Here is a 15,144-nt window from a genome sequence, read left to right on the forward strand (position 1 = left end):
GATCCCTTTCTGTCGTATCTGGAAAGGAAGAACAATGGCCGATCTTGTCCTGAACGAGACCCGCGACGGGGTGTGCGTCCTCACCATCAACCGCCCCGAAAAGCTCAATGCGCTGAACTATGCCCTGATCGATCGCCTGCTCGCGATCCTCGACACGATAGAGACCGACAATGCGGTCCGCGCCGTCATTCTGACCGGGGCAGGGGAACGCGCCTTTTCCGCCGGCGGTGATATCAACGAATTCTCACTGAGTGTCGCCGCCGGCACGGATGTGGCGTTGCGCGACTTCGTCATGCGCGGCCAGCGGCTGACGGCGCGGCTGGAGGCCTTCCGCAAGCCGATCATCGCCGCCGTCAACGGGATTGCCTTCGGCGGCGGCTGCGAAATCACGGAAGCCGTGCCGCTGGCCATCGCCAGCGACCGCGCGCTGTTCGCCAAACCCGAGATCAACCTCGCAATGCCGCCGACCTTCGGCGGCACGCAGCGCCTGCCGCGACTTGCCGGGCGCAAGCGCGCGCTGGAATTGCTGTTGACGGGTGACTGGTTTCCACCGCCGCGGGCGCTCGAACTTGGTCTCGTCAATCAGGTCGTGCCGCATGTCGATCTGATGCCGGCGGCGCACGATCTTGCCCGCCGCATCATCACGCATTCGCCGGCAGCACTCGCCAGCATCCTCACCGCGGTGGCGCGCGGCATCAATCTCGGCGTCGCCGAAGGGCTTCTGGTCGAGGCCGAGCAGTTCGCCCGCATGGCTCCGACCGTTGATTTGCGCGAAGGGCTCGATGCCTGGATCGAGCGGCGTAAGCCCGGCTATGACGGCTCCTGGACGCACATCGCAAGGCCGGACGAAGCCAGGCGCGCCTCGCTACGGCTCGATCAGGCGGCGGGTTAGGGCGAAACGTCGAGATGGCCATGTTGGGATGGAAGCGGCAGAAATAGTCGATCGCTGCGGCCCTGCCTGGCTTTCCTATGTTAAGCCTCCGCCAGTGCCTTGTCTGTCGTCTGCACGCGCGCGGCCGCCGCCAGAAGATCGGTCTGGGTGATCAGGCCGAGAATGCGCCGTTCGCGGTCGACAATGACCACGGCGTGGCTGCGCCCGTCGGTCAGCACCGGCAGCAGGCCCATCGCCGGCGTGTCGGGCGAGGCTGTGCCGGCCCTCGACATGACGCCCTTCACAGTGTCGCTGGCCCTCGTCAGTTCACGCAGGCCGACCGCGCCCACCAGACGGGCGTCCGCGTCGACCACCGGCAGGGTCCGGATATTATGATCGAGCAGCTGCTGGCGGGCCTCCTCGATGGTGGCCTGCTCCGACACTGACACGACGTCGCGGGACATGATGTCCTCGCAGAGCAACGTCCTGTGTGAGCGCACCATGGCCTGCAGCTCGACTTGTCTCAGGAGCCGTTCGAGGTCGTTGCGGTCGATGTCGAAGGTTTCGTCGAGCGTGGTCAGTGCCGCGTCGATATCCTCGGGCCGGAAGCCGACGCGCTGCTGCGCCGGCGGATCGGCTGTCCCATGGCTGTTGGCGGCGGGTGCGGCGACATGTGGATAGGTGCGCCGCGCCAGCCTGTGGAAGAGGAAGCCGAGCGTGACCAGGATGATCGAATTCAAGGCCACCGGCACGAAGGGGAACAGGAAGCCCGCGCTGACAACGGCAGGCCCGCCGAGCACGGCGGTCAGCGCCGCCGCGCCGCCTGGCGGGTGCAGGCAGCGCGTGAACGACATCGCCGCGATCGCGAAAGCTACGGCGAGGCCCGATGCAATGACCGGATCATGGACGAAATGCGCCACGGTCACCCCCACCAGCGCCGATATGGAATTGCCGCCGATGATCGACCAGGGCTGCGCCAACGGGCTCGCCGGCACGGCGAAGAGAAGCACGGCGGAGGCGCCCATCGGCGCCACCAGCAGGGCCACGTGCGGGCCGCCACCCATCGCCAGCCCGCTGATCACGCCGGTCAGCGCGATGCCGATCGTGGCGCCGATACACGCCAGGATGCGTTCGCGTAGCGTCGCGCCGGCAAGGATGGGGACAAAAAGACGAAAGGCCATGGCAAGCTTTGTGACAAATGGATTGGTCGGGAATGCCGTGCAGCACGCAATGCGGTCGAATCCGCGGATTTGAAAGTCAAACAAATCCGGAAAGTCGCGGTCCGGGAGAATAATATTGCGCGCCGCACGGCAATGGGATGCCACGAGCGGCTCGCGCTTTGTCATCAGCGCCAAGGCCTTGCGGCCGTTTGGCGGTCCTGTCCCGCCTCAGCCCGTTTGCGCGGTCAGGTAGCGGCAGCGGCCAGCCCGCGCATGATGTCGGCTTTCAGGTCGTCGACATCCTCGAGGCCGATCTGCAGACGGATCAGCGGACCTTCATAAGGGGCTTGTGCAACGACGCGGTCGCCAAGCCAGACCGGCACCGCAAGGCTTTCGTAGCCGCCCCAGGAATAGCCGAGCCCGAAGATCTGCAGCGCGTCCAGGAAAGCGTGCTGCTCCTTCTGGCCGCCTCCGGCAAGCACGATGGAAAAGATGCCGCTCGAACCGCAAAAGTCGCGTTTCCACAAATCGTGGTCCGGGTGGCTGGGAAGGGCCGGGTGGAGCACACGCGCCACGCCCTTCTGGCCTTCGAGCCACGACGCGATCGCAAGTGCGCTGCGCTGGTGATGTTCCAGGCGCACGCCCATCGTGCGCAGGCCGCGCAGCACTTGGTAAACATCGTCGGGGCCTGCGCAGCAACCAAGCGTGCAGAAGCTCTCATAGAGCTGTTTCCAGTAGCTTTCATTGGCCGACACCGTGCCGAGCAGCACGTCGGAATGGCCGGCCGGATACTTGGTCGCGGCATGAATGGAGATGTCGACGCCATGGTCGAGCGGCCGGAAATAGAGCGGCGTCGCCCAGGTGTTGTCCATCATCACGATGGCGCCGGCCGTATGCGCCGCCTTGGCGATCGCCGGGATGTCCTGCACCTCGAATGTGTTGGACGCCGGCGATTCCGTGAACACCACCCTGGTGTTGGGCTTGATCAAGGCGGCGATGCCGGCGCCGATACGGGAATCATAATACTCCACCTCGACGCCGAGCCGCTTCAGCATCGTGTCGGCGAAATTGCGGGTCGGATGGTAGACGCTGTCGACGATCAGCAGATGATCTCCCGCCGATACGAAGGCGAGCAGCGGAATGGTCACCGCCGCCAGGCCCGATGGCACCACGATCGTGCCGGCGGATCCTTCCAGCGCATCGATGGCCTGGGCAAGGGCGTCCGTCGTCGGCGTGCCGCGCGTGCCGTAAGTGTATTTCTGGCTGTGGCTCGCCATCGCGGCGGCATTGCGAAACAGCACCGTCGAGGCATGCACGACCGGCGGATTGACGAAGCCGAAATAGTCGTGCGGGTTGTTACCCGAATGGGCAAGCCGCGTGTTGATGCCCACAGTGCCGGAACCCTGCTTGTTGCCGTCTTTTGCCATTCGTCCTGCCTCTTCTGGTAGGCCGCTAGCCATAGTGCGGCGGCATGGGCCGTGCAACAGCATGGCGTTCGCCAGGAAACCGACTTCGGATATGCCAATTTCTTTCGCGGAGGCCGTCTTCTGTCATGTGCCGGCCGAACCGGCTCGGGCATCGCGCTGCCGAACCCGGATACGATATCGCTGCGCGCGGCAATAGAGAGAGCGCTCGCCGATTCTGGAATTCGAGCTGCTGCGGGCCGGATCGCTCACGAGATCGGGACGATGTCGAGCATGCACTATGCCGTCGGTAAAATCGGGCGCTTGAGCGCCAACTGGTCAAGAAGTGTCGGCTGTTGGTGCAGCGTTGATGTGTTGCTGTGCAGTAATAATAAGTTGGCTATCGGGTCGCAGAGGATCTTGCATGCCGTCCGTTCGGCAGATTTATGGGTTCACGGCCTGGATATCGAGCGCGTTTGTCTGCGGTTCGGGCATTTCGGGCAATCGATTTTCAAACACGTTCGGATTCGGTCATTTTCCTTGACCTCACCGGAATTATCGCCTTCGATGCCATTCGTGAATGGGAGGCGGCGCGTCGGTTACGATGCGGGGTTCCGGGAATGGGCCGGGATGGGAGCTGCGTTCACGCGGGAAAAAAGATCAGGGTTTGCCTGAAAAACAGAGAAAAGGGTCTGTGGGTCATGAAACATATTGCTATCGGCATTCTTGGCGCCGCTACGCTTGGATTGATGGCGTCGGCCGCGTCGGCCACGACGCTCGACACCGTAAAGGCGAAGGGCTTCATCCAGTGCGGCGTCTCGACCGGTCTGGCTGGCTTCTCGGCGCCGGATGACAAGGGCGACTGGCAGGGCATAGACGCGGATTTCTGCCGCGCTGTCGCGGCCGCCGTCTTTGGTGACGGCAGCAAGGTCAAGTTCACGCCGCTCAGCGCCAAGGAGCGCTTCACCGCGCTGCAGTCCGGCGAGGTCGACATCCTGTCGCGCAACACCACCTGGACCATCAACCGCGACACCGCGCTCGGCCTGAATTTCATCGGCACCACCTACTATGACGGCCAAGGCTTCATGATCAACGCCAAGAAGCTGCCGGGCGTCAATTCGGCCCTCCAGCTCTCGGGCGCCGCCGTCTGCGTGCAGAGCGGCACCACCACCGAACTCAACCTCGCCGACTACTTCAAGGCGAACAAGATGGAGTACAATCCGGTCGTCTTCGAGAAGCTCGAAGAGGTCAATGCCGCCTATGATGCCGGCCGCTGCGACGTCTACACCACCGACCAGTCGGGCCTTTACGGCATCCGCCTGACGCTCGGCTCGCCGGCCGATCACGTCGTGCTGCCCGAGATCATCTCCAAGGAGCCGCTGGGCCCGGCCGTGCGCCAAGGCGACGACCAGTGGTATCATATCGTCAAGTGGACCTATTTCGCGCTGCTCGACGCCGAGGAACTCGGCATCACCAAGGCCAATGTCGATGAGATGAAGAATTCGGCCAGCCCGGAGATCAAGCGCGTGCTCGGCCAGGAGGCCGACACCAAGATCGGCACCGATCTCGGCGTCTCCAACGATTGGGTCGTCAACATCGTCAAGGCCGTCGGCAATTACGGCGAAATGTTCGATCGCAATGTCGGCTCGGGCAGCCCGCTCAAGATCGCGCGCGGCATCAACGCGCTGTGGACCAAGGGCGGCCTGCAATACGCTCCGCCGATCCGCTGACCGAAATGTGATCCGGAAGGCAGATACTCTGCCTTCCGGTTTCTCTTTCCAGGGGACGGTCACATGGCATCGCAGGAAGTTCTTCGCGAAGAGCCCAGCCGGGCTTCTCTTATAAACAATCCCAAAGTCCGCAGCATTTTCTATCAATGCCTGGTCGTTGCTTTGCTGGTGTCGGGTGTCTGGTGGATTGTCCACAACACCATCGTGAACCTCACGAACCTTCACATCGCCTCCGGCTTCGGCTTTCTGAGGGGCCGCGCCGGTTTCGACATCTCGGACACGCCCATCGCCTACACGTCGGACTCCACCTATGGCCGGGCCATCATCGTCGGCTTGATCAACACGTTGATCGTCGCCTTTGTCGGCATCATCACCGCCACCATCATCGGTTTCATCGTCGGCATCGGCCGGCTGTCGAAAAACTGGCTGATCCAGAAGATCTGTACCGTTTATGTCGAGGTGTTCCGCAACATCCCGCCGCTGCTGGTCATTTTTTTCTGGTATTCCGGCGTGCTGGCCGTGCTGCCGGCGCCGCGTGACAGCTATCATCTGCCTTTCGGTTCCTTCCTCAACCAGCGCGGCTTCTATTTCCCGCGCGCTATCTGGGGTGACGGCTCCTGGCTGATTCTGGTGGGTCTGCTTGTCGGCATCGCCATGGCGTGGTTCGTCGCCCGCAAGGCGCATCAGCGCCAGATGGCGACCGGCCAGCAATTCCCGGTGTTCTGGACATCACTGGCGCTGATTGTCGGGCTGCCGCTGCTCGCCTACGCGCTGAGCGGCTTTCCGCTGACTTTCGATTTTCCCAAGCAGTCGACTTTCAACCTGAGCGGCGGTTTCGTCGTCAAGCCGGAGTTTCTGTCACTCTATCTGGCGCTGTCGTTTTATACCGCCGCCTTCATTTCCGAAATCGTGCGCGCCGGCATTCGCGGTGTCGCCAAGGGTCAGAGCGAGGCCTCGGCGGCGCTTGGCCTGCGTTCCGGCCAGGCGCTGCGGTTGGTGGTCGTGCCGCAGGCCATGCGCATCGTTATTCCGCCGCTGGCCAGCCAATATCTCAACCTGACCAAGAATTCCTCCCTCGCCATCGCCATCGGCTATCCCGACCTGACGGCGACGACCGGAACGGTGCTCAACCAGACCGGCCAGGCAGTGGAATGCGTGGTCATCATGATGGTGATCTATCTGGCCATCAGCATCCTGACCTCGCTGCTGATGAACTGGTTCAACGCCAAAATGGCGCTGGTGGAGAGGTAAGGACATGCAAGAACATGATATGTCCTGGGTTCGCACCGAAATGGTGCTGGCGCAACCGGCGCCTGCCGGCGTCTCGGGCTTCAGTGCGTGGGTGCGCAGGAACTTGATCGCCTCGACGGGCGATACCATTATGACCATAATCGGTATCGCACTGGTGGTGATGATCCTCCCGCAGATCATCAACTGGGCCTTCATCAACGCTGTCTGGACAGGACCGAACCGGACCGTCTGTGCCACGGTAACGCAAGGCGGAATTCAGCCGGACGGCTGGTCTGGCGCCTGCTGGGCCTTTGTGAACGCCAAGTTCGGCCAGTTCATGTTCGGAACCTATCCGCTCGAGGAACGCTGGAGGCCGATTCTGGTTGGCATACTGCTCGTCGTGCTTATGGTGCCGATGCTGATCCCGAGCGTGCCGCGCAAGGGCCTCAACGCCCTGCTGCTGATTGTCGGGTTACCTGTAGTGGCGTTCTTCCTGCTGGTGGGCGGCGTGTTCGGTCTGGAACATGTCGAAACCGCGCGCTGGGGGGGCTTGCTGGTAACGCTGTCGCTATCTTTTGTGGCCATCGTCGTGTCGTTGCCGCTTGGCATCGTGCTGGCGCTTGGCCGGCGCTCCAAAATGCCGATCGTCAAGATGCTGTGCGTCATCTTCATCGAGGCCGTGCGCGGCATTCCGCTGATCACCGTTCTGTTCATGGCCAGCGTCATGCTGCCACTGTTCCTGCCGCCGGGCGTCACCTTCGACAAGTACCTGCGCGCGCTGATCGGCGTGTCGCTGTTTGCGGCCGCCTATATGGCCGAAGTGGTGCGCGGCGGCCTGCAAGCGATTCCCAAGGGGCAATATGAGGGTGCCGATTCGCTCGGTCTCGGCTATTGGCAGAAGATGTATTTCATCGTCATGCCGCAGGCGCTGAAGCTGGTCATACCGGGCATCGTCAACACCTTCATTGGCATGTTCAAGGACACCAGCCTGGTCACCATCATCTCGATGTTCGACCTGCTTGGCATCGTCAAGCAGAACTTCTCCGACGCCAACTGGGCGACGGCGCAGACGGCCAAGTCCGGCCTGATCTTTGCCGCCTTCGTCTTCTGGCTGTTCTGCTTCGGCATGTCGCGCTATTCAATGTACACCGAACGCCGGCTCGACACCGGCCACAAACGCTAAACGAAAGACCAAGGGAACCCTGTCAATGGCCACCGAAAATGCCGTCAGCGCGGAAGAGATCAAGGTCAACGCCGCCAAGATGCACATCTCGACCACAGATGTCGCCATCGACATCATCGCCATGCACAAATGGTATGGCGAATTCCATGTGCTGAAGGACATCAATCTGAAGGTGATGCGCGGCGAGCGCATCGTCATCTGCGGGCCCTCGGGCTCCGGCAAGTCGACCATGATCCGCTGCATCAACCGGCTGGAGGAGCACCAAAAGGGCAAGATCATCGTCGACGGCAAGGAACTCACCAACGACCTGAAGAAGATCGACGAGGTGCGTCGCGAGGTCGGCATGGTGTTCCAGCACTTCAACCTGTTCCCGCATCTGACCATCCTGGAAAACTGCACGCTGGCGCCGATCTGGGTGCGCAAGACGCCCAAGAAGCAGGCCGAGGAAATCGCCATGCATTTCCTCAAGCGCGTGAAAATCCCGGAGCAGGCCAACAAGTATCCGGGACAGCTTTCAGGCGGCCAGCAGCAGCGTGTGGCGATCGCGCGTTCGCTGTGCATGAACCCGCGCATCATGCTGTTCGACGAGCCGACCTCGGCGCTCGACCCGGAAATGATCAAGGAAGTTCTGGAGACCATGGTGGGGCTCGCCGAGGAAGGCATGACCATGCTGTGTGTCACCCACGAAATGGGCTTTGCCCGCAAGGTCGCCAACCGGGTGATCTTCATGGATCAGGGCCAGATCGTCGAGCAGAACACGCCGGCCGAATTCTTTGACCATCCGCGCCATGAGCGCACGAAACTGTTCCTGTCGCAGATCCTGCACTGACCGGTTTCACACCGAGCGCAAGAGCCCGGCCGCAATGCGGCCGGGCTCTTTTGTTATGGGTCGGCTGATGCGATTGGCGGCAGAGCAGCGGGCGTCATCGATGAGAAAAGTCCTGCGTTTCCTTTCCATATCGCTCGCCGTGATCGTGCTTGCAGCGGGCCTCGGCACGCTGGTGCCGCGCCCGCTCTGGCCGGCGGCATCCGCGGGCGAGGGCATGCGGCACATATTGGTGCTGAAGAATCCGATCCATACCGACATTGCCATCCCGGTGGACGATGCCGTGCGTCAGCGCTTTCATTTTCTGGTCGGAGCCGGCATCCCGGCCGATAGTCCGGAGGTGCGCTACATCGTCTTCGGTTGGGGAGGCCGCGCCTTCTATCTGGAAACACCGACCTGGTCCGAACTCAAAGCCGGTCCGGTGATGAAGGCGCTGACGCTCGATGCCTCGGTGATGCATGTCGATGTCGCCGGCGCCATCGCCGAACCACACCCGGATGTCGCGGGCTTCGACATTGACGGGAAGCGGTTCGCGGCGTTGCTCGATTTCATCCAGGCCAGTTTTCAGCAGGGACTGAACGGTCCGATCCATGTCCAGAACGCCGCTTATTCAAAATTCGACGGCTTTTTCGAAGCCAACGGCCATTTCAACGCGCTGGTCGGATGCAACACCTGGACCGCTGCCGCTCTGCGTACCGCTGGCCTGCGGACCGGCTGGTGGAACCCGCTGCCGGTGTCGCTGGGGTGGTCGATGCGGTTGTATAATTGAGACTCGGCAACGTTTCCAAGATGACGCCGGCGCCAAAGCCGCCAAAAATCCCCTCAGTGGGGGGAGATGTCCGGCAGGACAGAGGGAGGCGCTGTCCCGACAACCTATCGGGCTGACTTGTCTCGACGTCCTACCGCCTGACGACCTTCGGTTCCTCCCAGCCATAAAGCCAGTCGAGATCGGCCGCGAGCTTCTCCGCCGGCCGCGTCGCCAGCACCAGGTTGCGGGCCAGCGCCACCGGGCCCCGGGCGTGCCAGGCAAGCCGGTTGAGCGCACCGCGCTTGAGCACCTTCTCCACGCGCGGCCGCCGCAGATTCTCCCAGATGGTGAGGCTCTGTCGCGGATCGGCGGGGAAGCCGGCGACCAGAGTGGCAAGCGTCGCGGCATCCTCGATCGCCATCGCCGCGCCCTGTGCCGCGAATGGCGTCATCGCATGCGCGGCATCGCCGATCAGCGCAACGCCGGCCGGCGTTGTCCAGGGCTGTTTCTGTTCGACGGTATGCAACGGCCAGGTCAGCCACGGGCCGGCCATTTCCACCAGCTGCACAAGCCCTGGCGCGGTGCCGCGCATGGCGGCGGCGAGGATGCCGGGATCGGCATGGCCGGACCAGCCCTCGGCAATGCGCTCGCCTTTGGTGAAGGCGACGAGGTTGAATGCGTCGCCCTTGCTGACCGGATAAGCGACCATGTGGAAACCCGGATGCAGGAAAGTCGTGACGCAATCGGCTGCGCCGATCGCGGCGAAAGCCCGCCCGGCGCTGCTGTCGGAAGCGACGGTAGTGCGCCAGGCCAACTCTCCCGAAAAACGGTTTCTTGGCGATGCCATCCTTTTTGCATCGACAAGCCCGCGCACAGAAGACCAGACGCCATCGGCGCCGACCAGCAAGGAGCCTTGTTCTTCCGCCGTCTTGCCGCCGATCTCGACGGTCGCCGTGACACCATGGCTGCCAGTCGCAATTCTTTGGACACGCCCCCCGAGGGTGAGATGGATATCAGGCATCTCGGCAACACGCGCCATCAGCGCGCTCTGCAGGTCGGCCCGGTGCGCGACGAGATAGGGAGCGCCCCAATGGTCTTCACCCGACTGCCCCAACGGCACATGCGCCAATTCGCGCAACGTCCTCGCATCCTTCAGCACCACGGCCTCCGGCCGCACCGCCGCCGGCAACAGCCGGTCGAGTACGCCGAGGTCACGCAGGATGCGTGTCGCGTTGGGGGAAAGCTGGAGGCCGGCGCCCACAGCTTCCAGGCGCGGCGCTTGCTCGAACACCTGCACGGGATAGCCGCGTCTGGCAAAAGCAAGTGCCGAGGTCAGCCCGGCGACGCCCGCTCCGGCGATGACGATTTGCCGGGAGCGCGTGTCTTCCATCAGGTCCGTCGCGAAGGAATCAGGCGGCTTGGTCGATGTAGAGGCAGCCGGCAGGTAGCGTTTCCGTCGCCTTCAGCTTTGGCGAATAGCGGTAGAGCGTCGAGCAATAGGGGCAGACCTTCTCATTGTCGTCGCCCATGTCGAGAAACACATGCGGGTGATCGAAAGGCGGGTTGGCGCCCGTGCACATGAATTCCCTGACGCCGATGTCAATCGCCGGATGGCCCGCATCGTTCTGGAAATGGGGAATGGAACCGCCTGCCATCGTCGTCTCCTTAACGCAGTCTCGCATGCATCTGGATCATAACAGGTCTCTTTGCAAGATCGATGAAATGAAACTGTCGCAAAAGCCTGTCAGAGGATAAGTTAAGCCGGTTAACCGGCTGAGCGGTGGAAAGAGCAGGAACCATGAACGAACTGAAGCCGGTGCAGAGCGAATTCATCAATGTCGAAGCGGCGAGCCCGGAAGGCGGCAATCCCGATCGTTTCGTCAATCGCGAGTTTTCCTGGCTGCAGTTCAATCGCCGCGTGCTCGAGGAATCGCTGAACACCCATCATCCGCTGCTGGAGCGCGTTCGTTTCCTCTCGATCTCGGCTGCCAATCTCGACGAATTCTTCATGGTGCGGGTCGCCGGCCTCGCCGGCCAGGTCCGCGAGGGCATCGTGCTGAAGAGCCCTGATGGCCGCACTCCCGAGCAGCAGCTCGAACAACTGCTGCGGGAGGTCGAACGGCTGCAGGAAGACCAGCAGAAGAGCCTTTCGGCGCTGACTGTGCTGCTCAACAAGGAAGGCATCGAGACCATCACCCGCGACGCTCTGACCAAGGACGAGAAGATCTGGTTGGAAGAGCATTTCCAGGACCAGGTGTTTCCGGTGCTCACCCCGCTGTCGATCGACCCGGCGCATCCGTTCCCGTTCATTCCCAATCTCGGCTTCTCGATGGCGCTGCAGCTTCGCCATCGCAAGAACGGCGAGGAAATGAGCGCGCTCCTGCGCCTGCCAGTGGCGCTGAAGCGCTTCATCCGTCTTCCGGATCGCAAGCACCATGTCCGCTTCATCCCGCTGGAAGAGGCGGTCGGGCTCTATATCGGCAAGCTGTTCCCCGGCTACGAGGTCAAGGGCTCAGGCACGTTCCGCATCATTCGCGACAGCGATATCGAGGTCGAGGAAGAATCGGAAGATCTGGTGCGCCTATTCGAGACCGCGCTGAAGCGCCGCCGTCGCGGATCGGTGATCCGCATCGAATTCGACAAGCTGATGCCTGGCGAATTGCGCGATTTCGTGGCCAGCGAACTCGGCGTGTCATCGAGCCGCATCAGCGTCCTGACCGGACCGCTGGCGCTCAGCCAGATCTCGGAGATCGTCGCCGTGCCCCGTGATGACCTCAAATTCACACCCTACAATCCGCGCTTTCCCGAGCGCATCCGCGAGCATGGCGGCGATTGCTTTGCCGCTATCCGCGAGAAGGACATCATCGTCCACCACCCCTACGAATCCTTCGACGTGGTGGTGCAGTTCCTGCGCCAGGCAATGGCCGACCCCGAAGTGGTGGCGATCAAGCAGACGCTTTACCGCACCTCCAACGACAGCCCGATCGTGCGCGCGCTGGTCGACGCGGCCGAGGCCGGCAAGTCGGTGACCGCACTGGTCGAGCTCAAGGCGCGCTTCGACGAGGAAGCCAATATCCGCTGGGCGCGCGACCTGGAGCGCGCCGGCGTGCAGGTCGTGTTCGGTTTCCTCGAACTTAAGACCCATGCCAAGATGTCGCTGGTGGTGCGGCGCGAGGATGGCAAGCTACGCAATTACGTGCATCTTGGCACCGGAAACTATCATCCGGTCACCGCGCGCATCTACACCGACCTGTCCTTCTTCACCACTGACCCGACGATTGCCCGCGACGTCGCGCAGCTGTTCAATTTCATCACCGGCTATGCCGAGCCGACCGCCGAAATGCGGCTGGCGATCTCGCCGTTCACGCTGCGGAACCGCATCCTGCAGCACATTTCCGACGAAGTCGCCCATGCACTGGAGGGCAGGCCGGCGCGCATCTGGATGAAGATGAACGCGCTTGTCGACCCGATCATCATCGACGCCCTCTATGATGCCAGCCGCGCCGGTGTCGAGATCGACCTCGTCGTGCGCGGCATCTGCTGCCTGCGGCCACAGGTGCCGGGCCTGTCGGAAAACATCAGGGTCAAATCGATCGTCGGCCGCTTCCTCGAGCACAGCCGTATCTACTGCTTCGGTAACGGCCATGGCCTGCCGTCGGACGAGGCGATCGTCTACATTTCCTCGGCCGACCTGATGCCGCGCAATCTCGATCGTCGCGTCGAGACCATGGTGCCGATCACCAATCCAACTGTGCATGAACAGGTGCTCGGCCAGATCATGCTTGGCAATATCATGGACAATCAGCAAAGTTTCGACGTATTGGCTGATGGAACCTCCCGGCGCGTGGTGCTGGAGGAGGGCGAGGAACCGTTCAACGCGCAGGAATATTTCATGACCAATCCGAGCCTGTCCGGACGGGGTGACGCGCTGAAGTCGCATGCGCCCAGGCGCATCGCGCAGTTCAAGCGCCGCAAGAAGAACGCCGCAGCGTCCACCTGATGCTGTCTGATTCCCAGGGCCGGCTGCAGGATCGCCGACCGCTGTCCATCATCGACATCGGGTCGAATTCGATCCGCCTCGTTGTCTATGAAGGGCTGGCGCGCTCGCCGACCATGCTGTTCAACGAAAAGATGCTGGCCGGTCTTGGCCGCGGCATCGTCTCGACCGGCAAACTCGACCCCGAGGCGGTGACGCGCTCGATGGAGGAGTTCCGCCGCTTTCGCGCGCTGTCCGACCAGGCCGGCGCCGAGCATATGTATGTCTTGGCCACCGCCGCCGCGCGCGAGGCGATCAACGGTCCCGATTTCATCCATCGGGCCGAGGACGTGCTCAAGACCGAGATCCGGGTGATCAGCGGGCGCCAGGAAGCTTATTATTCGGCGCTCGGCGTCATTTCCGGCTTCCATCCGGCCAATGGCATCGCCGGCGATCTGGGCGGTGGCAGCCTCGAACTGGTCGACGTCAGTGGCGAGGCGATCGGTGACGGCATAACGCTGCCGCTCGGTGGCCTGCGCCTGCAGGACATGGCAAAGAACTCGCTCACTCAGGCGCAGAAGATCGCGCGCGAAGAGCTTGCGCGGGCCAAGCTGCTGAAGGGCGGGCAGGGCCGGCCTTTTTACGCCGTCGGCGGCACCTGGCGAAACCTGGCCCGGCTGCACATGGAGATGACGAACTACCCGCTCGGCGTCATGCACCATTACGAGATATCAGCCGACAGTGCGGCGAACTTTCTCAAGCAGGTGGGCAAAGCCGAGATCGAGAAGGTCAAGGGGATCGAAGGCGTCTCGAAGAACCGCCGTTCGCTGCTGCCCTACGGCGCCATCGTCCTGCAGGAGATCATGGCGGCGATGCAGCCGTCGAAGATCATCGTCTCGGCGCTCGGTGTGCGCGAAGGCTTCCTATATTCGTTGCTCGACGAGGCGGAGCAGAAGGCGGATCCGTTGATTTCGGCGTCCGAGGAGCTCGCCCGGTTGCGTTCGCGCTCGGTCACCCATGCGCATGAACTGGTCGACTGGACGGCCAAATCCTTCGCTGCCTTCGGCATCGACGAGACCGAGGATGAGGCGCGCTACCGCCATGCCGCCGCACTGCTGGCCGATATCGGCTGGCGCGCGCATCCCGAGTATCGCGGCAGGCAATCGCTCAACATCATTGCCCATGCCTCTTTCTTCGGCGTCGACCATCCGGGCCGTGCCTTCCTGGCACTGGCCAACGCCTATCGTCACGACGGCATCTTCAACGAATCCATCGCGCCGGAAATCAAGGCGCTGGCGACGCCGCGCTACCTCGAGCGTGCCCGGGTGCTGGCGGCGATGATGCGCGTCGTCTATCTGCTGACGGCCTCGATGCCCGGCATCATGCCCAGGCTGAAATGGGAGCAGCGCGCCAATGGCGTGCTGGCGCTGGTGTTGCCGGCCTCGCTCTCGGACCTCTACGGCGAGCGGCCGGCCGGCCGGCTGGCGCAGCTGGCTCGGATCACCAACCGCAGGCTGGTGCTGGCAGTGGAAGGCGGGCCGAGCGTTTCGGTCAAATAGCGCGTTCCGGTGGATCGAGGCTCAGGTCGCGTCCGCACCGATGCCGAAACTGCGTCCGTCGGCCGACCAGGCTCCGGCACCGGCCATGGCCAGCGCCAGGAAGCCACCCGCGATCGCAATGTCCTTCATCAGCATCTGCTGGTGCAGGAAGGCGAGCGTCGCATCGTCAGCGCCCTGGCCGTAATGGCCGATGAAGCCGGCAACGACGCAGAAGGCCGCCAGCAGCAGCGCCACGATCCGCGTCTGGAAGCCGACGAGGACCAGCAATCCGGCGATCAGCTCGAACAGGCCCGTGCCCCAGGCGGCAAGGGGAGGCAGCGGCAGGCCGAGGCCGGCGAAATAACTGGTCGTGCCGGCAATGTTGGCGAGGGCCTGGAAGCCGGACGGTACGAACAGCACGGCAAACAGCAGTCGCGAAACCAGAAGCAATGCGTTGCGGGTCATGGCCACCTCCCTTG

At 62.8% G+C, this 15,144-nt stretch carries 14 protein-coding genes; 9 read left to right on the forward strand and 5 right to left on the reverse strand.

Annotation, left to right across the window (positions count from 1 at the left end; all coding sequences use genetic code 11):
- Positions 1-34 precede the first annotated feature (34 nt).
- Complete coding sequence (locus tag AC1VON_RS17095; RefSeq protein WP_483124282.1) at positions 35-892, forward strand: crotonase/enoyl-CoA hydratase family protein; 858 nt, start codon at positions 35-37, stop codon at positions 890-892.
- An 80-nt stretch (positions 893-972) separates the two neighbouring features.
- On the opposite strand, the gene AC1VON_RS17100 is transcribed toward AC1VON_RS17095, so the two are convergent.
- Entirely contained in the window at positions 973-2,052 is a 1,080-nt protein-coding gene (locus tag AC1VON_RS17100; protein ID WP_483124283.1) for an HPP family protein, read from the reverse strand.
- Between the two features lie 224 nt (positions 2,053-2,276).
- Positions 2,277-3,458: a cystathionine beta-lyase gene (locus tag AC1VON_RS17105; RefSeq protein ID WP_483124284.1), complete on the reverse strand. Its 1,182-nt coding sequence runs from the start codon at positions 3,456-3,458 to the stop codon at positions 2,277-2,279.
- A 51-nt stretch (positions 3,459-3,509) separates the two neighbouring features.
- Between AC1VON_RS17105 and AC1VON_RS17110 the strand changes: the two genes are divergently transcribed.
- The 6 genes from AC1VON_RS17110 to AC1VON_RS17135 all read left to right on the forward strand — a co-directional run bounded on the left by AC1VON_RS17110 (position 3,510) and on the right by AC1VON_RS17135 (position 9,172).
- Entirely contained in the window at positions 3,510-4,109 is a 600-nt protein-coding gene (locus tag AC1VON_RS17110; protein WP_483124285.1) for a hypothetical protein, read from the forward strand.
- 26 nt (positions 4,110-4,135) lie between these two features.
- Positions 4,136-5,164 carry an amino acid ABC transporter substrate-binding protein gene (locus AC1VON_RS17115; protein WP_172351093.1) on the forward strand — a complete coding sequence of 343 codons (1,029 nt, stop codon included), beginning with the start codon at positions 4,136-4,138 and terminating at the stop codon, positions 5,162-5,164.
- 63 nt (positions 5,165-5,227) lie between these two features.
- A complete protein-coding gene (locus AC1VON_RS17120; protein ID WP_483124286.1) occupies positions 5,228-6,415 on the forward strand; it encodes an amino acid ABC transporter permease in 1,188 nt (395 codons plus the stop codon).
- A 4-nt stretch (positions 6,416-6,419) separates the two neighbouring features.
- Positions 6,420-7,577 (forward strand): amino acid ABC transporter permease, encoded by a 1,158-nt coding sequence (locus AC1VON_RS17125; RefSeq protein ID WP_483124287.1) that lies wholly within the window; start codon positions 6,420-6,422, stop codon positions 7,575-7,577.
- Positions 7,578-7,656: 79 nt separating this feature from the next.
- Positions 7,657-8,406, forward strand: a complete 750-nt coding sequence (locus AC1VON_RS17130) for an amino acid ABC transporter ATP-binding protein (protein ID WP_031240865.1) — start codon at positions 7,657-7,659, stop codon at positions 8,404-8,406.
- 100 nt (positions 8,407-8,506) lie between these two features.
- The gene (locus AC1VON_RS17135) at positions 8,507-9,172 is read left to right on the forward strand and encodes a TIGR02117 family protein (protein WP_483124288.1); all 666 of its coding nucleotides are present in this window, start codon (positions 8,507-8,509) and stop codon (positions 9,170-9,172) included.
- A 130-nt stretch (positions 9,173-9,302) separates the two neighbouring features.
- Here AC1VON_RS17135 and AC1VON_RS17140 read toward each other — a convergent pair whose 3' ends face one another.
- Positions 9,303-10,541 carry an FAD-dependent monooxygenase gene (locus AC1VON_RS17140; RefSeq protein ID WP_483124289.1) on the reverse strand — a complete coding sequence of 413 codons (1,239 nt, stop codon included), beginning with the start codon at positions 10,539-10,541 and terminating at the stop codon, positions 9,303-9,305.
- A 19-nt stretch (positions 10,542-10,560) separates the two neighbouring features.
- Entirely contained in the window at positions 10,561-10,806 is a 246-nt protein-coding gene (locus AC1VON_RS17145; protein WP_056563026.1) for a zinc-finger domain-containing protein, read from the reverse strand.
- A gap of 143 nt (positions 10,807-10,949) precedes the next feature.
- Between AC1VON_RS17145 and AC1VON_RS17150 the strand changes: the two genes are divergently transcribed.
- Positions 10,950-13,151 (forward strand): RNA degradosome polyphosphate kinase, encoded by a 2,202-nt coding sequence (locus tag AC1VON_RS17150; RefSeq protein WP_172351088.1) that lies wholly within the window; start codon positions 10,950-10,952, stop codon positions 13,149-13,151.
- Positions 13,151-14,686, forward strand: a complete 1,536-nt coding sequence (gene ppx, locus AC1VON_RS17155) for an exopolyphosphatase (RefSeq protein WP_172351087.1) — start codon at positions 13,151-13,153, stop codon at positions 14,684-14,686. The genes AC1VON_RS17150 and ppx overlap by 1 nt, the downstream gene beginning before the upstream one ends.
- A 21-nt stretch (positions 14,687-14,707) precedes the next feature.
- On the opposite strand, the gene AC1VON_RS17160 is transcribed toward ppx, so the two are convergent.
- Positions 14,708-15,130, reverse strand: coding sequence for a DoxX family protein (locus tag AC1VON_RS17160; RefSeq protein WP_172351086.1), 423 nt, complete (start codon positions 15,128-15,130; stop codon positions 14,708-14,710).
- Positions 15,131-15,144: the final 14 nt, after the last annotated feature.

This window comes from Mesorhizobium sp. HAY1-8B (genome assembly GCF_056868045.1).